Origin of the sequence: Amycolatopsis sp. NPDC058986, from assembly GCF_042741125.1 — a bacterium.
GTDB lineage: Bacteria > Actinomycetota > Actinomycetes > Mycobacteriales > Pseudonocardiaceae > Amycolatopsis.
On record NZ_JBHYJW010000001.1, the window covers coordinates 181,171 to 199,619 of the forward strand.

Annotated in this window: 18 protein-coding genes; 7 read left to right on the forward strand and 11 right to left on the reverse strand. The window is 69.0% G+C overall.

Features of this window, described 5'->3' with window-relative positions:
- The 5 genes from ACFW0G_RS00870 to ACFW0G_RS00890 all read right to left on the reverse strand — a co-directional run bounded on the left by ACFW0G_RS00870 (position 1) and on the right by ACFW0G_RS00890 (position 5,981).
- A complete protein-coding gene (locus ACFW0G_RS00870; RefSeq protein WP_378322518.1) occupies positions 1-885 on the reverse strand; it encodes a carbohydrate ABC transporter permease in 885 nt (294 codons plus the stop codon).
- Positions 882-1,769 carry a carbohydrate ABC transporter permease gene (locus ACFW0G_RS00875; protein ID WP_378322519.1) on the reverse strand — a complete coding sequence of 296 codons (888 nt, stop codon included), beginning with the start codon at positions 1,767-1,769 and terminating at the stop codon, positions 882-884. Before ACFW0G_RS00875 ends, ACFW0G_RS00870 begins: the two co-directional genes overlap by 4 nt.
- An 8-nt stretch (positions 1,770-1,777) precedes the next feature.
- Complete coding sequence (locus ACFW0G_RS00880; protein WP_378322520.1) at positions 1,778-3,079, reverse strand: ABC transporter substrate-binding protein; 1,302 nt, start codon at positions 3,077-3,079, stop codon at positions 1,778-1,780.
- Positions 3,080-3,184: 105 nt separating this feature from the next.
- The gene (locus tag ACFW0G_RS00885) at positions 3,185-4,507 is read right to left on the reverse strand and encodes a helix-turn-helix domain-containing protein (RefSeq protein ID WP_378322521.1); all 1,323 of its coding nucleotides are present in this window, start codon (positions 4,505-4,507) and stop codon (positions 3,185-3,187) included.
- Between the two features lie 214 nt (positions 4,508-4,721).
- Positions 4,722-5,981, reverse strand: a complete 1,260-nt coding sequence (locus ACFW0G_RS00890; protein WP_378322522.1) for a DUF222 domain-containing protein — start codon at positions 5,979-5,981, stop codon at positions 4,722-4,724.
- Between the two features lie 265 nt (positions 5,982-6,246).
- Here ACFW0G_RS00890 and ACFW0G_RS00895 point away from each other — a divergent pair, with 265 nt between their 5' ends.
- Complete coding sequence (locus tag ACFW0G_RS00895; RefSeq protein WP_378322523.1) at positions 6,247-6,474, forward strand: transposase; 228 nt, start codon at positions 6,247-6,249, stop codon at positions 6,472-6,474.
- Positions 6,475-6,566: 92 nt separating this feature from the next.
- Here the strand turns inward: ACFW0G_RS00895 and ACFW0G_RS00900 are convergent, their stop codons facing one another.
- Both ACFW0G_RS00900 and ACFW0G_RS00905 read right to left on the reverse strand, forming a co-directional pair.
- Entirely contained in the window at positions 6,567-6,908 is a 342-nt protein-coding gene (locus ACFW0G_RS00900) for a cupin domain-containing protein (protein ID WP_378322524.1), read from the reverse strand.
- Between the two features lie 24 nt (positions 6,909-6,932).
- A complete protein-coding gene (locus ACFW0G_RS00905; RefSeq protein WP_378322525.1) occupies positions 6,933-8,435 on the reverse strand; it encodes an ArnT family glycosyltransferase in 1,503 nt (500 codons plus the stop codon).
- 191 nt (positions 8,436-8,626) lie between these two features.
- On the opposite strand from ACFW0G_RS00905, the gene ACFW0G_RS00910 reads away from it, so the two are divergent.
- Both ACFW0G_RS00910 and ACFW0G_RS00915 read left to right on the forward strand, forming a co-directional pair.
- A complete protein-coding gene (locus ACFW0G_RS00910; protein WP_378322527.1) occupies positions 8,627-9,826 on the forward strand; it encodes an LLM class flavin-dependent oxidoreductase in 1,200 nt (399 codons plus the stop codon).
- 17 nt (positions 9,827-9,843) lie between these two features.
- Positions 9,844-11,208, forward strand: coding sequence for an NtaA/DmoA family FMN-dependent monooxygenase (locus ACFW0G_RS00915; protein WP_378322528.1), 1,365 nt, complete (start codon positions 9,844-9,846; stop codon positions 11,206-11,208).
- A 26-nt stretch (positions 11,209-11,234) separates the two neighbouring features.
- On the opposite strand, the gene ACFW0G_RS00920 is transcribed toward ACFW0G_RS00915, so the two are convergent.
- The 3 genes from ACFW0G_RS00920 to ACFW0G_RS00930 form a co-directional block, all read right to left on the reverse strand.
- Positions 11,235-12,191, reverse strand: a complete 957-nt coding sequence (locus ACFW0G_RS00920) for a cation diffusion facilitator family transporter (RefSeq protein WP_378322529.1) — start codon at positions 12,189-12,191, stop codon at positions 11,235-11,237.
- A gap of 109 nt (positions 12,192-12,300) precedes the next feature.
- Positions 12,301-12,918 (reverse strand): transglycosylase SLT domain-containing protein, encoded by a 618-nt coding sequence (locus ACFW0G_RS00925; RefSeq protein ID WP_378322530.1) that lies wholly within the window; start codon positions 12,916-12,918, stop codon positions 12,301-12,303.
- A gap of 19 nt (positions 12,919-12,937) precedes the next feature.
- On the reverse strand, positions 12,938-13,612 hold the full coding sequence (locus tag ACFW0G_RS00930; protein ID WP_378322531.1) for a hypothetical protein: 675 nt from the start codon (positions 13,610-13,612) through the stop codon (positions 12,938-12,940).
- 272 nt (positions 13,613-13,884) lie between these two features.
- Here ACFW0G_RS00930 and ACFW0G_RS00935 point away from each other — a divergent pair, with 272 nt between their 5' ends.
- The 4 genes from ACFW0G_RS00935 to ACFW0G_RS00950 all read left to right on the forward strand — a co-directional run bounded on the left by ACFW0G_RS00935 (position 13,885) and on the right by ACFW0G_RS00950 (position 17,502).
- Positions 13,885-14,394 (forward strand): ArsR family transcriptional regulator, encoded by a 510-nt coding sequence (locus tag ACFW0G_RS00935; protein WP_378322532.1) that lies wholly within the window; start codon positions 13,885-13,887, stop codon positions 14,392-14,394.
- A 19-nt stretch (positions 14,395-14,413) separates the two neighbouring features.
- Positions 14,414-15,514, forward strand: a complete 1,101-nt coding sequence (locus tag ACFW0G_RS00940; protein ID WP_378322534.1) for a serine hydrolase domain-containing protein — start codon at positions 14,414-14,416, stop codon at positions 15,512-15,514.
- A gap of 102 nt (positions 15,515-15,616) precedes the next feature.
- A complete protein-coding gene (locus tag ACFW0G_RS00945) occupies positions 15,617-17,083 on the forward strand; it encodes a 2-hydroxymuconic semialdehyde dehydrogenase (protein ID WP_378322535.1) in 1,467 nt (488 codons plus the stop codon).
- Complete coding sequence (locus ACFW0G_RS00950; RefSeq protein WP_378322536.1) at positions 17,080-17,502, forward strand: RidA family protein; 423 nt, start codon at positions 17,080-17,082, stop codon at positions 17,500-17,502. Before ACFW0G_RS00945 ends, ACFW0G_RS00950 begins: the two co-directional genes overlap by 4 nt.
- Here the strand turns inward: ACFW0G_RS00950 and ACFW0G_RS00955 are convergent.
- Positions 17,497-18,429 carry a LysR substrate-binding domain-containing protein gene (locus tag ACFW0G_RS00955; protein ID WP_378322538.1) on the reverse strand — a complete coding sequence of 311 codons (933 nt, stop codon included), beginning with the start codon at positions 18,427-18,429 and terminating at the stop codon, positions 17,497-17,499. The genes ACFW0G_RS00950 and ACFW0G_RS00955 overlap by 6 nt on opposite strands.
- Positions 18,430-18,449: the final 20 nt, after the last annotated feature.

Sequence of the window (18,449 nt, forward strand, 5' to 3'; positions counted from 1 at the left end):
TCACCCCTTCACCGAACCGGCCGCCATGCCCTGTACGAGCAGCCGCTGGAAGATCAGGACCAGGATCAGCGGCGGGAGGACGGCCAGCACGCCCGCGGCCGCCATCAGCGTGAACTGCGTGTTCAGGTCGGTCGCGAAGTTCGCGGCGACGACCGGCATCGTCTTCGCCGCCTTCGTCGAGGTCATGAACAGGGCGAACATGAACTCGTTCCACGCCGTCATGAACGAGAACACCGCGGCGGCCACGAGTCCTGGCGCGGCGACCGGCAGGAAGACCGTCCACATGGTACGGAACCAGCCGCAGCGGTCGACCCGCGCCGCGTCCTCCAGTTCCCTCGGTACCGCGCGGAAGAAGTCCTTGAGCACCCAGATCGTGACCGGCAGGGAGAAGGTCAGGTAGCTCAGGATCAGCGCGCCGTAGGTGTCGAGCAGGCCGAGCGAGCGCATCATGAGGTAGACCGGGATGATGATCGCCACGCTGGGCACCATGCGGGTCAGCAGGTAGCCGATCAGCAGGAGCTTGCCGCCGCGGAACTTCAGCCGGGAGAACGCATACGCCGCGGGCACCGCCAGTACCAGGTTCAGCACCGCGGTGGAGACCGCGACGACGAGGCTGTTGCCCAGCGCGAACGGGGTCTCCTCGATGGCCCGGCCGCCGACCAGCGCCTCGCCCGCGTTCGGCTTCAGAAAGCTGAGGTAGTTCTCGAGTGTCGGCTTCGCGGGAATCCATTGTGGAGGGACGGCGATCGCGTCGACCTCGTGCATGAAGCTCATCGCGAAGATCCAGTAGAACGGCATGAGCAGATAGAGCGCGAAGCACGCGGCGATCGCGTAGACGACGATCTTCTTCCACGGCAGTCGGTACCGTAGGGGAACGGTGCTCACAGTTCGAAACTCCCCTTCCGGTAGAGCGTGGCGACGTAACCGACGGACACCAGCAACGTGATGAGCGTGATCACCCACGCGTAGGCGCTGCCGAGGCCGAAGTCGGTGTAGGTGAGCGCGGTGCGGATGTTCAGCACGGCGATGACGTCGGTCGCGTCGCCGGGACCGCCGCCGGTGAGCACGTAGATCGTGTCGAACGCCTTGAACGCGTTCATCGTCTCCAGGATCAGCACGATCAGCAGCGGATGCAGCAGCCAGGGCAGCGTCACCTGGCGGAACCGCTGGATCGCGCCCGCTCTGTCCACAGTGGCCGCGTCGTACAGATCCTTCGGAATAGTCGAGAGCCCGGCGAGCAACAGGATCACCGCGAACGGCAGCGTGTTCCACACCTGGGCGAACGCGGTCAGGAAGAACGCCCCGCCCGCCGACGACAACCAGGCCTGGTAATGGCCGATCAACCCGAGGCTACTGAGCAGTCCATTGAGGACACCGGTCTTGGCATCGAAGATCGTCCGCCACATCAGGCCGTTGACCACGCCCGGCATCGCCCACGGCAGCAGCGCCAGGCTGCGCAGCGCACCGCGGCCGAGGAACGTCTCGTTGAGTACCAGTGCCAGTGTCATCGCCAGTACGACTGTCATCGACACCACGACCAGGACGAACAGCGCGGTGGTACGCAGCGAGCCGAGGAAGGCGGGGTCGTGCCAGAGCGAAAGGTAGTTGTCCAGTCCGATGAACCGGGTCGCCTTGGGGCGCTTGAGGTTCTGCCGGTGCAGGCTGACCCAGAAGGAGTAACCGATCGGATAGGCCACCAGCGCCAGCAGTACGACCATCGCGGGCCCGTTGAGGAGATAGGCGCGGTGGGTGTCGGTCAGTTTCGGCATCCCGCCCCCTACTCGTAACGCTTCGCGAGGGAACGGGCGGTGTCGTCGAGGCTCGCGGAAGCCGCGGCGGCCGTGGTCGCGCCGACGAGAATCCGCTGGGTCGCGCGTTGCAGGCTCTGTTCGAACTCCGGGTACCAGGGTACGGCGGTGACCGCGCGGGCCTTCGCGACGTGGGCGAGCTGCGCGTACACCTCGGGATCGGCGAACTTCCGCAGCACCCCGGTGATCTCGGGGTCGTCGGCGAGGGCGCGGTAGGCGTAGCCCAGTCCACGCTGGACGAACCAGAACCTCGCCGTGTAGGGCTTTCCCTCGGCGTCGAACCCGCCGACATAGTTGAGCAGCCGGAGGGCCTTCTCCCGGACCTCGGTGCGGGCGCCGAGGCAGTACATCCGGGTGCTGCTGACCGTGCCCCGCGTCCGGCCGTCGAGGCTGGGGAGCTGCGCGAGCCGGATCTTCCCCGCGGTCTTGGACTTCGCCGGGTCGTTGTAGTTGCGCAGGGTGTAACGGGAGGTGATCACGAACGCGTAGCGGCCCGCCATCACCGCGTTGTCCATCGGCACCGGCAGGAGTTGCAGGCACGCCGGGTCCAGCACTCGCGAGCGGCGGCTGACGCGCTCCAGCCATGCGAACACGCCGGTGAGCGCGGAACCGGACGCGCTCATCACCGGCCGCAGCCGCTCGTCGAAGAGATCGGCCTCGTTGGCGTACACGAGTCCCCACAACCAGAATCCGGCGGTGTCGGAGAGCTGGGCGGCCACCCCGATGGGGAACTCGAGGATCCCGGCCCGCTTGATCCGCAGCGCCTGCTCTTCGAGTTCGTCGAGTGTCTTCGGTGGCGCGGAAATCCCCGCCCGGCCGAGTATTTCCGCGTTGTACACCAGCGACTGCATGTCGGTGTAGTACGGCAGCCCGTAGCGTTTCCCCTGATACGTCATGGCCGCGGCGTTGGACGGGTAGACGGCGTCGTAGATCTCATCGACGCCCGCGATGCCGTCGAGCGGCTGGAGGTATCCGGCTTCCACCGAACCGGCGAGCGAATCGTCGTACATGTAGAGCACGTCCGGTCCGCCGCCACCGAGGAACTCGGCGGTGATCTTCTGGATGAACTGCGAGCTGGTGATCGGCGTGTAGGACACCCCGACGTCCGGATTGAGCGTGGTGAACCGGGTGACGTTCTGCTGTACCAGCTGGGATTCGTAGTCCCAACCCTCGAACCGGACCTTGCCGTCGCGGACTGTGCGGCCGCAGGCGGACAGCAGGGGGAGGGCGGCACCGAGGGAAGCGGCCTTCAGGAAGCTGCGGCGATCCATCGGCCTCCGTCCCGCGACCTACGTTCGGAAGTAGTGCGTTTCGACGATTCGAGCAGCATGACCCGGTGTCGCGCGCAGGTCAATGGCCGCGCGGCCGATCCGCATTTATGTATCCAGGTTCGTTGACAGCGCTGGGGATTCCTGCTGAAGTGCGCGCTCGATGCCGAGCCGGAACAACGTGGCGGGCCTGCCCTTACGATGGGTCTGCTCGCTGCCCTCGGGCGTCACGAGGCCGCCGGCGAGCAGGGTACGTAGTAGCCGGCGCCCACTCGGGTCGGTGATGCCGAGCGCGTTGGCGAGTTCGGCCGAGGACAACGTCCGGCCCCTCCTGCCGCGTTCCACGGCGACCAGGCGCGACAACGTCGCCGCGCTCAGCCCGACCCGCCGGGCCAGCTGTTCGAGACGGGCGCCGTGGTCGCGGTAGGTGAATTCGGCGGGGACGCCGTCGGGGCCCATCGGCCCGATGATCACGCCGGTGTCCTGGATGAGGTAGCCGGACGGACGTCCCTCGGCCTCGGCCCGCGCGGCGGCGCGTTCGGCGAGCGTGACGCAGGTGCGGGCCGAACCACCGATGCCGAACCCGGCGGCGACCCGGACGCCGAGTTTCTCGGTCGCCGCGCCCAGCACCGGCACGGTCAGCCACTGATGGGTCATCCGGTCGAACAACGCCTGGTGCGCCAGCACGATCACGCCGCGCCTGCCCCGGTTCTCGATCCAGGCGTCGGCGAACTCCGGCGTGTTGAGCAGCAGGTTCATCAGGCCGATCCGCGCGCGGTCGACGTCACGCTCGGGCGCGGCGACGAGGAAGACCCCCGCCGCGAAGCGGAACTCGGCGGCCTGGCGGGATTGGAGGCGCAGGACGAGGTCGTGCAGTTCGGCCCGCACGGTGGACGGCACGGTGAGGCTCTGCACGACCGGGACCTTGCCGCGCAGCCGATGTGTGACCTCGGTACGCGCGCTGATCACGAACCCGCCACGCCGCACCGCCCGCAGATGGTGCGTCACGATCTCGGCCGCGGGCTGCCCGGCACGGTACGGCAGCGACACGACCTGCCGGGCTCGCAGGCCCAGTGCCGTGCTGACCTCGTCGACCGCGTCCTCGGCGAACGTGTCGATGCTGACCGTGCCCGGCCGCAGATTGCGGGTCAGCGCTTTGGCGAAGGCAAGGGAAAGCGACAGCGCGGGCGGCCGGACGACCGCGACGGCGAGATCGTCGGGGAGCAGGTGACGGCAGGCGTCGTGGGGGAGCAGCCCCATGAGGAGCCCGTCGAGCCGGTCACCGTCGAGGATCTTCGCCGCGGCCTCGGGAATGTCGTCGTCGTGGGGATAGACCGCCCATTTGCACGTGACCCCGGTGAGCGTCCGCGCGGCCTCCTCGAACACCGGGACGCTCTTGGCGTGCAGCACCAGGCCGACGGTCACGGTCATCGCTTCACCACCTTCGCTTGTCGTGGCTCAGCGTGACCGCCGGAGCGGCGATGGTCAACTCGCATTCGAGACGTCGAGTTTCCCGCCCGCTCAGCTGTGCACATGGACCTCGTGGCGGCGAGAGACGGACCGAGCGGTGGAAAACCGGTTTCACGAATTCCCACAACCGTCTGTCAGTCCACAGACGGCGGTGCGGGAACAGGGTGAAGTCACCTCAGGTTCTGAGGTGGATGGTGTTGCGTCGTGGTGTGCGGGTGGCGTCGAGCCAGGCGGGCGGTACGAACTCCGGTAGTCCGTCGCTGGCGATCCGGACTTCCCATTCGGAGTGGTGGATTACCTTGTGGTGGACGGAACAGAGGAGGACGAGATTGTCCACTTTGGTCTCACCATGGTGTGCCCAGTAGGTCACGTGGTGCGGTGTGCAACGGTAGGCGGGGACGTCGCAGCCGGGGAAGGCGCAGCCGCCGTCGCGGCGGATCAGTGCGCGTCGGATGGCGGGGGTGGCGAGGCGTTGGGCGCGGCCGACGTCGAGGGGTTGGCCGTGTGAGCCCAGGACCATCGGGATGATCTTGGCGTCGCAGGCGAGTCGCCGTGCTTCGGATGCGGTGATCTCGCCGAGCAGATCAAGGGTGGCCTGTCCGATCCCGGTCCGCAGTTCCTTGAGCCCGACGGTGACGACAATGTGGGTGGCTTCTCCGGCCTGCGTGGGCAGGTCGGGGTGTTCGGCCCACATCCGCACCAGCTCCGAGAACGCGCAACCTCGCCGTTCCCATTGGGTTCGGGTGTCGCGTCCTTCTTCTTCGGTGGCGGGGCGGGGTTTGGCGAGTGGGTCCAGCATTGCCTGAAGCCGGGCGGAGGTTTCGTCGTCCACCCGGGCCTTGATCTGGTGCCCGCCGTCACGATGCGGGGCGATCGAGAACTCGGGTTGGAAGGGTTTCGGTTCGCGGGTTTTGGGTTCGCGTCCGTCAGGGTCGAGTTGGGCGAGCAGGCGTCGTCCGGCGGCACGGATCTCCCGAGGCCCGGCGGCGCGGGCGAGTTCGGCGAGGATCTTCTCCGCCTGCTCCCGCTGATCCGCTGGAACCGTCTTGGGAAGCTTGTCGAGTACCCGCAGGATCTCGTCGATCTGGGCGGCGCCGATCGCGCCCTCGGATGCGGCTTGTGCGGTCGCGGGTGCCGTGGGTGGTTGTTCGCCGGTGGTGAGATCGTGGGTGCTGTTCAACGCCAGCGCCCGCGTCACGCGTGCTCGTGCTTCGGTGAAGGGGATGTTCAGCGTCTCCTGCAACAGTCGCACAAGACTTCCGTAGCCGGTGGTGTCCCGCACTCCGCGGCGTTCGAGTTCGGCCATGATCTCGCTCTGCACGGCAGCTTCACGGCGCTGCACGCGTTCGGAGTCGAAGAACCTGTCGAGCAGGCAGCCGACATCCTCGCGCCACCACTCGGTGCGCGAACTCTGGGTGCTGCTCTGGACGGCCACAACACCACTTTACTCCGCCCGATCGAACATGTGTGCTATCGATCGGGTGAACCTGTTCGCCGTATTTTCCTTGCTGTGTAAGGGGTTTATGCAACTACATGGTGAGCTGGTTCTGAATTCACGGACCTCGTCGTCTCGTCCAGCCGTGCTCGCCCGGGATCTGTCATGAAAGTCCTTTGTGGATAGTGGCGAGGCGAAGGAAGCCGCCAAGCGACTGTAAGAGCGTGTCTCACGCAGTGGTCTGTCGTAGGTGGTGATGTTGGTTGTGGCTGTTCGGTTGTCGTTGCGGTTGGTGCCGGACGAGATGTGGGCGCTGGTGAAGCCATTGCTCCGGGCGTTCGAGCCGCGTCCACAAGGTGGCGGTACGGCGCCGCTGGACGCGCGTGCGGAGTTCACCGCCATCGTGTACGTGCTGATCAGCGGATGTGCGGTGGGATCTGGCGTGGTCGTCCGGTGTGCCGTTCCACACCGCGCACGGCGCTTCCCCCAGTGAGAGAAGGCCGGGCTGTAGCGTGCGTAGCACCGGACACTTCCGGACGAACTCGCTAGCCAGGGCCTGACCGACTGGGCCCATGCGACCGAATCTCATTCGAGCCATTCGGTGATGAATACGTCGCTGGCGTGGATGTCGGTCATCTCCAGCCGCCCCGGCCCGGTCTTGGCGAACTTGTGCGGGGTGTCCGGCGGGACGACGATGATCTGCCCGCCCCGTCCGATCAGCGTCCGGTCGCCGACGGTGAACAGCGCCTCGCCGGAGCGGATGAGGAACGTCTCGGTGTAGGGATGGCGGTGCAGCCGCGGCCCCGCGCCGTCGACGTCGGTGCTCACCATGATGAAGGAGACCGGCGAACCGTGCGTCCTGCCCTCGAACTCGGGCAGGGGCCTGCCGCTCTCATCGGTCAGGTCGGCGATCTCGACCACGTTCATGAATCCTCCACTGTGGACCTTCGGTCAATAGAACTGCCGGAGCCGCGGCCAGACGCGCGACCACGGGGTGGACGGTGGCGAGCACAGCGAGATCTCGGTGCCCTGCTCGTCGTTGCCGAGGCCGAAACCGTTGTTCTGGACGGCTACCCGCTCGCACCCGCTGAGCACGTTCCGCACCGCGGGCCGGAGACGGCCGACGAACAGCACCGGACCGGTCATCGTGTCCGGCGGCGGTCCCCAGTCCGCGTAGGACATGTGGTTCGAGTACGGCTTCGGCAGGCCGAACCCGGCGCCGAACCGTTCGAGGGCGCCCGCCTGGCCGTAGTTGCCGGTGAGGAGCACCGAAACCGGGCGGCGTTCCGCCGGGATGCGCTGCCAGGCCCGCGCGACGGTCGCGGTCAGCTCCGGCCAGCCGACCTGCTCGCCCTGGTCCTTGTTGAACGCCAGCACCGGTCCCTCGAGCGCGGACACCGGGAGCACCGGCAGTCCGATCACGACCGAGATGGCGGCACCCGCGACGGCGAGCGCACCCGCCCAACCACGCCGCACACCACGGGCCAGCCACCGGAGGGCGGGCTCCGCACCGGCGGCCAGAAGGAACAGGAGCAGCGGTACCGCGTAGTACGGTTTTCCGCCCACCAGCAGCAAGATGACGCAGGCGAGCGGGTAGCTCAGCGCGTACGCGCGGGCCCAGCGCAACGGGGGATCGCGCCACAGCCGCACGAGACCGGTGAGCCAGACCGGGACGAGCACCGGGGACAGATAGACCAGTTGCATCGGGACGAACAGCAGCCGGTTCTTCGTGCCGTCGTCGGTGCTGATGCCACCGGCGACGGTCAGCATCGGGAACTCGTGACCCGCCTGCCAGAACAGCACCGGCGCCATCAGCACCACCGCGATCACGACCCCGCCGATCATCCAGCCGCTGACGAGGACCGCGCGCGGGCCGGTGATCAGCAGGCTGATCCCGAGCGCGGCGAGCAGCAGGAGCACGAGCCATTTGTTCGCGAACGCGACACCGACGGCCGCTCCGATCGCGAGCCACCACCGGCCGTCGCCGGTGCGGAGCAGACGGAGGCCGAGGAGCCCGATCACCGTCCACAGCAGCATGTCCGCACTGTTCGTGGAAACCATGTGGGACACCACGAGCACATACCCGGACAACGCCGTCGCCACGGCGGCCGCGGTCTGCGCGCCACGCCCGCCGCCGAATTCCCTCGCGACGAGCGCGACGAGCACCACTGTCGCGGCTCCGCAGAACGTCGCGGCCACTCGCAACCCGGAGGGAGTCTCGCCGAAGAGCGCGGTGGCCAACCTCGCGAGCATCGGCGTGACCGGCGGCTGGTCGACGTAGCCCCAGGCGGGACGGCGGCCCGCGGCGATGAAGTACAGCTCGTCGCGGTGAAAGCCGTAGCGGCCGGACAGTGCCGTGAGCACGGCGACCTGCGCGACGACGACGGCCGCGATCGGCCCCGCCGCGAACCGCGGCAGCAACGGTCTCTCGAGTGATACGGCGGCTTCGCCCAACGCGGCCTCCCAGTCCGTGCCGGAAGCCCGGCACCCGCGCTCGCGACGCTAGCCGATCGGAACGGCCGTGGTCGCCGGTTCGCCCGAGATCGTTGCCGGACCGGTTCCCAGCATCCGGGAGCCGGAATATCGCGCGGCGGCACGAGTTCGGCACGGATGAGGTCGCACGGCGACCAGGAAGGACACCGGACATGTCCCCAGTGCCGAAACTCCACCTCGCGGTCGCGCTGGACGCGGCGGGCTGGCACCCGGCCGCCTGGCGCGAACCCGATGCCCGGCCCGCCGAGCTGTTCACCGCCCGTTACTGGGCGGACCTGGTCGGCGAGGCCGAACGCGGGCTGCTCGACTTCGTGACGATCGAGGACTCCCTCGGCGTCCAGTCGAGCCTCCCGGACGGCTTCGACGACCGGGCCGACCAGGTGCGCGGACGGCTCGACGCGGTGCTTGTGGCGTCCCGGATCGCCCCGCTGACCCGGCACATCGGTCTCGTGCCGACGGCGGTCGTGACGCACACCGAACCCTTCCACCTCTCGAAGGCGATCGCCACGCTCGACTACGTCAGCAACGGCCGAGGCGGTCTGCGCGCCCAGGTCGCGCCGCGCCACGTCGACGCCGCGCACTTCGGCCGCCGCGAACTCGGTGAGATCAGCTGGGACGACGTCGCGCATTTCGACCGTCAGAGCGCGATCGCGGATCTGCTCGAAGAGACCGCGGACTACGTCGAGGTCGTCCGCAGGCTCTGGGACAGCTGGGAGGACGACGCCGAGATCCGCGACGTCGCGACCGGCCGGTTCGTCGACCGGGAGAAGCTGCACTACATCGACTTCGAGGGCCGCTGGTTCAGCGTCCGCGGCCCGTCGATCACCCCGCGCCCGCCGCAGGGGCAACCCCTGGTGGTCACGCTGGCGCACGCCGGGCTGCCGTACCGCGTCGGCGCGCGGGCGGCCGACGTGGTGCTGGTGACGCCGGGGGAGCGGGGGGACATCCGGCCGATCGTCGATCAGGTCCGCACCGAACAGGAGAACGCCGGGCGCGCGGGCGAACAGGTGCACGTGTTCGCGGACATCCTCGTGTTCCTCGACGAGACCGAATCGGCCGCGGCCGAGCGCAAGGCCCGGCTGGACGCGGTGGACGGCGCCGAGTACACGTCCGACACGCTGATCTTCACCGGCACCGCGGCGGGGCTCGCGGACCAGCTCGTCGCGTGGCGGGACGAAGGGCTCTCCGGATTCCGGCTGCGTCCCGGCGCGATCCCGCACGACCTCGAGGCGATCACCCGGGCGCTCGTCCCCGAACTACGGGCCCGCGGCGTGTTCCGCGACGAGTACGAAGCCACCACCCTGCGCGGGCTGCTCGGCCTGCCCCGGCCGGCGAACCGTTACGCCGCCTAGAGAACGAGGACTTCGCGATGAGTACAGACGGTAAGCCGCTGAAGCAGATCCATCTCGCCGCGCACTTCCCCGGCGTCAACAACACGACGGTGTGGAGCGATCCCGAGGCGGGCAGCCACATCGAGTTCGACTCCTTCGTCCACCTCGCGCGGACGGCCGAGCGCGCCAAGTTCGACCTGTTCTTTCTCGCCGAGGGGTTGCGGCTGCGGGAACAGAACGGCGAGATCTACGACCTCGACGTCGTGGGCAGGCCGGACACCTTCACCGTCCTGGCCGCGCTCGCCGCGGTCACCGACCGTATCGGTCTCGCCGGGACGATCAACTCCACGTTCAACGAGCCCTACGAGGTGGCCCGGCAGTTCGCCAGCCTCGACCACCTCTCGGCGGGCCGGGCCGCGTGGAACGTGGTGACCTCGTGGGACGCCTTTACCGGGGAGAACTTCCGGCGCGGCGGTTTCCTGCCGCAGGAGCAGCGGTACGAACGGGCCAAGGCGTTCCTGGCCACCGCGGCCGAGCTGTTCGACTCGTGGCACGGCGGGGAAGTGGTGGCGGACAAGGAGAACGGTGTCTTCCTCGTCGATCCGCGGGCCGGTGCGTTCGAACACCGTGACGCGCATTTCGACATCGCGGGCCGTTTCAACGTGCCGCGCTCCCCGCAGGGGCGTCCGGTGATCCTGCAGGCCGGTGATTCCGAGGAAGGGCGCGAGTTCGCCGCGTCGACCGCGGACGCGATCTTCAGCAGGCACGGGACTCTCGAAGCGGGCCAGGAGTTCTACGCCGACGTCAAGGGCCGCCTGGCGAAATACGGTCGCCGCAACGAGGACCTCGTCGTCCTGCCCGCGGCGACGTTCGTGCTCGGCGACACCGACGCCGAGGCGCAGGAACTGGCCGACGTCGTCCGGCATCAGCAGGTCAGCGGCCAGACGGCGATCAAGTTCGCCGAACAGCTCTGGAACCGGGACCTGTCCGGCTACGACCCGGACGGCCCGCTGCCCGACGTCGATCCGGTGGTGGGGGAGAACACCATCGCGAAGGGCCGCGCCAGCGTCCGGATGTACCGCGATCCGCTGGCGACGGCGAAACAGTGGCGGGAGCTGGCGGCGGCGAAGAACCTTTCGCTGCGGGAGCTGATCATCGAGGTCACCGGGCGGCAGAACTTCATCGGTTCGCCCGCCACGGTGGCGTCGTCGATCAACGAACTCGTGCAGGCCGACGCCTCCGACGGCTTCATCCTCGTCCCGCACGTGACCCCGGGCGGGCTGGACCGCTTCGCCGACGACGTCGTCCCGCTCCTGCAGGAACGCGGGGTGTTCCGCACCGAGTACAGCGGGACGACGCTGCGCGATCACCTTGGCATCGGCGCCCCGCGCCCGCTGGGCTAGCTGAGTCCACAGAGGACAGTGCGGCGTCAGGGTGTGGCGGTGGCCCGGTGCACGGGGCCGTGCGCGGTGTCGCAGTGCTCTCCGGGGGCACGCGGGCTCGGCGTGGCGTGGTCGACCTGCAGCGTCGTGTGCTCGATGTCGTGCTTGGCCGCCAGCAGGGTGGCCAGGTCGGTGCGCACGGCGTGGCAGTCGCGGCCCGGCCGCACCAGGACGTGGGCCGACAGCGCGGGCTGGCCGGACGTGATCTCCCAGATGTGCAGGTCGTGCACCTCGGACACGTCCGGCCTGCCCGCCATGACCTGCCCGATGGCGACCGGGTCGAGTCCGGCGGGCGCCGCTTCGAGGATGATGCGGCTGGACTCGCGGACGAGCGAGACCCCGGCCTTGATCATCAGCGCGACGACGACGAGTGACGCGATGGCGTCCGCGCGGGCGAATCCGGTCAGCAGCATCACCAGCCCCGCGACCGCGGTCGCGATGAACGCGAACAGGTCGTTGAGGATGTGCTGGAACGCGCCCTCGACGTTGAGGCTGGAGCGGTTGGCCTTGCTGATCATCCACGTCGCGGCGACGTTGACCACGACACCCGCGAGCGCGGTCACCAGCACGAGCCCGCCGGTGACCTCGGGCGGCGTGATCAGCCGCTCGATCGCCTCGTAGGCCAGCCACGCGGCCAGCAGGAGCAAGGTAAGGCCGTTGGCCAGCGCGGAGAGGATCTCGGCGCGTTTCCAGCCGTAGGTCATCCGGCCCTTCGCGGGCAACGCGGCGAGCCGGATCGCCCAGACGGCGAGCGCGATGGCGGCGGCGTCGGTCAGCATGTGCGCCGCGTCGGACAGCAGGGCGAGCGAGCCCGCCGCGATCCCGATGCCGACCTCGGCGGCCATGAACACCACGATCAGCCCGAGCGCGCCCAGTAGCCAGCGCTGATCGGCATTGGCCGACACGCCGTGCCCGTGGCCGTTGTGGCCGTGTCCGCTGCTCACGTCTTCGTCCTCCCGTTCGCCTCACTCCATCTGCGAATATATGCGCATATCTCTATATGTTCAAGACGTGATCACGCTCCGGTGGTGTGACCTGGTGCACCCGCCGGGGTCAGGAGGTGACGGCCTGGCCCGCCTTGGCCCAGTTGCCGTGCAGTGTGTCGAGGTAGGTCTGTACCTGGGGGCCCGGTTTCGTGCCGCGGGCGATCGTCTTCATCGTCCCCGGTCCGGCGTTGTAGCCCGCCGCGAGCAGGTCGGCGGTGCTCTGGCCCGGGTGCGCCGAGGGGAGCTGTGCGGCGAGGTCGTGCAGGTACCAGGCGGCGGCCTGGATCGCCAGGTCCGGATCGTCGGGCAGCTCCGGCCATTCCCGGTTCGCGAACGGCCTGCCCTTCTTGGTCTCGTCGAAGGCGGCCTTGTGCATATTGGCGATTCCGAACGCGGCGTCCGGTTTCAGTTTCTGCCAGGCGCGTTCCATGTCCGGATCATGTGGTTTGTAGGACTCGTTGTACAGAATCGCCATGACCAGTTGCGCGTCGACGCCGGCCTCACGGGCGCGGGCGACGACCTGCTTCGCGAAGCGTGCCGGATCCTGGTTCGTGGTGGTGGGTGCGGCCGAGGACGGGGCGGGCGTGCTCGTGGTGGCCGGCGGCGGGGCCGCTTTCGGGGGCGTCCCGTCGCATCCCGCGACGAGGAGCGCTGCCGACACGAGCACCCACCGGACCGCCTTCACATCCGCGAGCCTAGCGAAACTAGGTGATGACCTTGTCGAGGTCCCCGTCCAGGAGTAGCTGCGGGACCTGGCCGAACGTCCAGCCCCCGGCGGTCCGGGTGAACACCCAGACGACGTCGAAGCGCTCATCCGGCCACTTCGCGGGCGGGGCGGGGGTGACGGCACCGAGGTGCTTGGCGATGTTCGGGATTTCCTCGTGCTGCCAGGAAACCAGCGTCGCGCCGTGGAGACTGGTGAGCCTCGCGGCCAGTGCCTTCTCGTCCCCCTTGCCGAACGGCATCTCCAGCTTGACGCCGAGCCGTGCCGCGACGGGCGTGACCGTCTGAGAAGGGCGCTGGCTCTTGTCGCCGTTGGGCGCGGCCGCGTAGACGGCGGCGGGACGGACCAGCCCGGTCCGCACGGCTTGGCCGCCCGCCGGGGCGAACAGTTCGACCAGTGCGCCCGCCCGCGTCCAGCCGCGTACGGTCAGCGAACCGTCGCTCTGCTCGCCGTCCGCGGTGACGCCTTGTGCGGGCGAGGAGCCGTCGGGCTTCTCCGCGTGCCGGATGATCATGATCGTGTCCGCACCCTGCTGGGGATTCCCGGGCGGGACCGCCGCGGTGGCGGTCGCCTTGCCGCAGGCGGCGAGGACGGGGCCCGCCGCGACGGCGGCACCGAAAATCCCGAGTGCCCGCCGACGTGATGTCGTGTTCACGCCATTCTCCCCATTCTTTCCGGAATTCCGGACGCGGTGTCGTGAAAATGCTCCGCTGGCCGGAATGCACGATTTCGTTTCCGGTCCCGTCGCTCGGACACGATAACGGAATTCCCGGGGAGTCGGGTGCTGAAGGGCGCCTTCAGTGCATCCAACGCATCGAAGGCGCCCTTCACTGCATCGAGCGCACTGAAAGCGCCCTTCAGCTCATCCGGCGGCAGGGGCCCGGGGCGGTCGTTGCGGAATTACGTAGTTACGTAATATCCTCGTCCATGAGTGAGCACGAGGAACTGGCCGAGCGCGTCGCCGCCTTGGAGGAGCGGATGGCGCGGCTGGAGGGGACGCGGGAGCGTCCGGCGGGGCCCGATCCGGAGACGTTCTGGGCCTTGCGCGGGCTGCAGGAACGGCTGCGGGACACCGACGGGGGTGTGCTGTTCACCGGGTCGGTGCGGCTGCCGACCGGGGAGTTCTACGAATGGCAGCGTGGCGCGCTGGGGGCGGACCTGCTGGCGCGGGACTGGTCCGAGCTGAGCGGAGCCTTCGCCGCGCTGGGGCATCCGGTGCGGCTGTTGCTGCTGCGGCAGGTGCTCGGCGGCGCGCGCACGGTCGCCGAGCTGCGGGAGCACGAATCGCTGGGGACGACGGGGCAGCTCTACCACCATCTCCGGCAGCTCGTCGCCGCCGGCTGGCTGCTCGCGGGCGGGCGCGGTCAGTACACCGTGCCCGGGGCGCGGGTGGTGCCGTTGCTCGTGCTGCTCGCCATCGGGGCGGACCCGGGATGAGCACGGGAAGGGGAGAATCATGACGAACCGTCGGACATTCCTCGCGGGGGCGGGGATCGCGGCACTCGGCGCGGTGGTGCCCGGGATCGCGAACGCGGGCACCGCGGAAAGGCTCAAGTCCCTTGTGGACAGTCAGCTCGCCGGTGCGGCAGGGAAGGGGTATCCCAGCCTGGTGATCGGCCTGTTCGACCGGCACGGGCAGTACGTCGCGGGTACCGGGAACAGCGGTCAGCCCGACGGACGCAGGCCGGATGGGCGTACGGTCTACCAGATCGGGTCCATCACCAAGACGTTCACCGGGCTCGCTGTCGCGCTGGAGGTCGTCCACGGGCGCCGCCGGTTCGAGGATCCGCTCCAGCGCTACCTGCCGGGCTGGCTGCGTTTACCCACCTGGCAGGGCAAGCAGATCACGATCGGCGACGTCGCGACGCACACGTCCGGTATCCCGTCCTTTCCGGAGAGCTGGAAGAAGCGGCCGGACGTCGATTGGCGCGACCCGTACGCGATCTTCACGCTGAAGGATGTGGCCGAGGCTCTGCGGGAGACCACGTTGCCCAGGGAACCGGGCAAGGTCTTCGACTACTCGAACCTGGCGACGGGCCTGCAGGGCCAGTCACTCGCGATCGGGGAGGAGGCGGCCTACGAGTCGGTCGTCCGGCCGCGTATCACCGGTCCGCTCGGTCTGCGGGACACCAGCACGGCGGTCCGCGGGGAGCAGTGCGCGCGGAAGGCGGTGGGCCACAACGAATCCGGCGCGGTCACACCGGACTGGCACGTCCGGACCTGTGCCGCCGCCGGCGCCCTGTACGGCACGGTGGACGACCTGCTGCGGTATGTCCGTGCCTACCTCGCTCCGGCGCGGGGTCTGCTCGGCGAGGCGATGCGGCTGGTACGCCAGCCGCGGTTCGCCATCGATCCGGTGCGGAACATCGGCGTCAACTGGCTCCTGCAGCCGTTGCCGCGCAGCGGCGGGCAGCTGGTGTGGCACAACGGCGGTACGGGCGGATTCCGGAGTTTCGCCGGCTTCTGCCCGGACAGCGGAACGGGTGTCGCCATCCTGACGAACATCGCCAAGGAGGTCGACCCGATCGCGGTCGAGCTGCTGGACGCCGTCAGCTAGTCCACGCACTATGACGACCCCGCTATACCGACGGCCTGATTGGGTATTGGACGGGTATGGCTGGTCGGGGCCACGATGCGGACACCAGTACCGGAGGTGGCCGTGACGGCAGAGCGCACGACGTGGTGTTTCATCGAGGGAAAGTACGTCGAGGAGGCGGAAAGCTGCTTCCCGAACGTGAGCCCGGTCGACGGCAGGCCCGTTTCGCGGGTTGCCACAGCGGATCGCCCGCTGGTCGACCGGGCCGTCGCCGCGGCGCGTAAGGCGTTCGACGGCCCGTGGGGTGCGATGGGAGTCCCGGAGCGGGCGGGGCTGCTGCGCCGGATCGCCAGGCGGATCGAGGAACGGGCGGACGATCTCGCGCGGGCCGAGGTCGAGGACACCGGCAAACCTTGGGCGCAGGCAAGGGATTTCGAGGTCTCGCGAGCCGCTGCGAACTTCGCCGCGTTCGCGGACGTCATCGCGGCGGCGGGACTCGACTCGTACCTCACCGAGTTGCCCGGCGGCCGGCGTGCGCTGAATTACGCAGTGCGCAAACCACTCGGCGTGGTCGCGGTGATCGTGCCGTGGAACCTGCCGCTGCTGTTGCTGACCTGGAAGGTCGCCCCGGCGCTGGCCTGCGGGAACACCGTGGTCGTCAAACCGTCGGAGGAGACGCCGTCGAGCGCGGCGTTGCTCGCCGAGATCCTCGCCGAGGCCGGTGTCCCGGACGGGGTGTATAACGTCGTGCACGGCTTCGGAGCGGGCTCCGCCGGGGAACTGCTCACCACGCACCCCGGCGTGGACGGCATCACGTTCACCGGCGAATCCGCCACCGGCGCGGCGATCATGCGGGCCGCGTCCGCCCGCGTGCGGCCGGTTTCGTTCGAACTGGGCGGCAAGAACGCGGCGGTGGTGTTCGACGACGCCGAGCTGGAACGGACCGTCGAGGGGCTTGCGCGCTCGGTGTTCACCAATACCGGGCAGGTGTGCCTGTGTACCGAACGGGTGTATGTCCAGCGCGGCGTCTTCGACGAAGTGGTCACTGGACTGGCGGCCGCCGCGAAACAGCTGCGGCTCGGCAGGCCCGAGGATCCGCTGACCACCACCGGGCCGCTGATCTCGTTAGGACACCGGGAAAAGGTAATGTCCTATTTGGACCAAGCGAGGGCCGACGGCGCCGAAGTGGTGACCGGCGGCGGCGTGCCGGAACTCGGTGACGAACTCGCCGGGGGCGCCTGGATCGAGCCGACAGTATGGACCGGGCTCGATCACGGTTCCCGGGTGCTGCGCGAGGAGGTGTTCGGCCCGGTCGCCGCGCTGATCCCGTTCGACACCGAGGAAGAGGCCGTCACGTTGGCCAACGACACCGACTACGGGCTGGCCGCCGCCGTGTGGACGACCGATCTGGAACGCGGGCACCGGGTCGCGCAGCGGATGCGGGCCGGGATGTCCTGGGTGAACACGTGGTATCTGCGCGACCTGCGGTCTCCCTTCGGCGGCTCCGGGCTCTCCGGCATCGGCCGCGAAGGCGGCGCGCACTCGCTCGCGTTCTACAGCGAGCCGACGAATGTGTGCGTGCAGCTGTGAGCGGGGCGGACGCGCGAGTGGTGGCGGGCAAGGCGAAACCTCGCGGCAGGTTCCCGCACGTGCGGCTGGCGGGCGGGTTCGCGTTCGTGTCCGGGACGAGCAGCCGCCGTCCGGACAACACCATCGTGGGCGCCGAGGTGGACGCGATGGGCACGACCCGGCTCGACATCCGGGCGCAGACCACCGCGGTGATCGAGAACATCGGGGAGATCCTCGCGGACGCCGGGGCGAGCCTCGCCGACGTCGTCCAGGTGACCGCGTACCTGGTGAACATGAACGATTTCGCCGGGTACAACGAGGTCTACGGGAGCTTCTTCGACGAAACCGGTCCGGCGAGGACGAGCGTCGCGGTGCATCAGCTGCCGCATCCGCACCTGCTCATCGAAATCCAGGCGGTGGCACTGCTTCCGCAGTCATAGCCGGTCCCGGATCTCGGCGGCCACCGCCCGCAGGCAGCCCAGCAGCAGGCTCGCGCTCGGGCTCGCGGACCGGTCGCGGGGAAGCGTGACACCGACGAGCCTGCTCACCGAGGGCAGCAGCGGCGGCAGCAGGGCGAGCTCGCCGGAGCCGGTCGCCACGAGTATCGGCAGCGCCGCGATCGCGTCGGTCTCGGCGAGCAGGGTCTTCAACGTCATCATGCAGGTGCATTCGACGCGGTTTTCCGGGATCGAGAGCCCCTCGGCGAAGAAGACCTGTTCGAGTTCTTCGCGCAGCGCCGTTTCGCGCACCGGGACGATCCACGGATAGCCGAGCAGATCGGCCCAGCCGGGCGAGGACAGCTCTTGCGCGGGGTGGCCGGCGCGGGTCACCAGCCGGACCGGCTCGTGGTAGAGGCGGTGCTGGGTGACGTGGTCGCGGTCGCCCGACGTCGTCAGCCTGCCCACCATCAGGTCGATCCGGCCGGTGAGCAGTTCGGCGTGCAGGGTGTCCGGGGTCGCTTCGCGGACAACGACGGTGACCTGCGGCCGTTCGCGCTTGAGCCGTGCGATCGCCCGCGGCAGCAGGACGTTCGACCCGGCGAGGTGCGTGCCGACGGTGACCGTGCCGACCTGTGCCGAGGCGAGTTCCCCGAGATGCTGCCCGGCCGTGCGGACCTGGGCGAGGATGGTTTGCGCGTGTTCGACGAACGCGGTGCCGTAGATGGTCGGGGCGACACCGCGCGGCCCGCGTTCGAACAGCTCGGCCCCGAGAATCGTCTCCAGTTCGCGCAGGCCGCGGGTCACCACCGGCTGGGTGACGTGCAGCTGTCTCGCCGCGCGCAGCACGCTGCCGTGTTCGGCGATGGTCGTGACGAGCACGAGATGCCGCAGTTTGAGCCGTCCGTCGAGCAGTTTGTCCGGATGCATCGCACCCCTTCCGCGCTATG

Coding starts and splice junctions, on each gene's coding strand:
- ACFW0G_RS00935 (WP_378322532.1), top strand. CDS start 13,885: ATGAGTGAGCACGAGGAACTGGCCGAGCGCGTCGCCGCCTTGGAGGAG.
- ACFW0G_RS00910 (WP_378322527.1), top strand. CDS start 8,627: ATGTCCCCAGTGCCGAAACTCCACCTCGCGGTCGCGCTGGACGCGGCG.
- ACFW0G_RS00915 (WP_378322528.1), top strand. CDS start 9,844: ATGAGTACAGACGGTAAGCCGCTGAAGCAGATCCATCTCGCCGCGCAC.
- ACFW0G_RS00940 (WP_378322534.1), top strand. CDS start 14,414: ATGACGAACCGTCGGACATTCCTCGCGGGGGCGGGGATCGCGGCACTC.
- ACFW0G_RS00955 (WP_378322538.1), bottom strand. CDS start 18,429: ATGCATCCGGACAAACTGCTCGACGGACGGCTCAAACTGCGGCATCTC.
- ACFW0G_RS00875 (WP_378322519.1), bottom strand. CDS start 1,769: ATGCCGAAACTGACCGACACCCACCGCGCCTATCTCCTCAACGGGCCC.
- ACFW0G_RS00900 (WP_378322524.1), bottom strand. CDS start 6,908: ATGAACGTGGTCGAGATCGCCGACCTGACCGATGAGAGCGGCAGGCCC.
- ACFW0G_RS00885 (WP_378322521.1), bottom strand. CDS start 4,507: ATGACCGTGACCGTCGGCCTGGTGCTGCACGCCAAGAGCGTCCCGGTG.
- ACFW0G_RS00880 (WP_378322520.1), bottom strand. CDS start 3,079: ATGGATCGCCGCAGCTTCCTGAAGGCCGCTTCCCTCGGTGCCGCCCTC.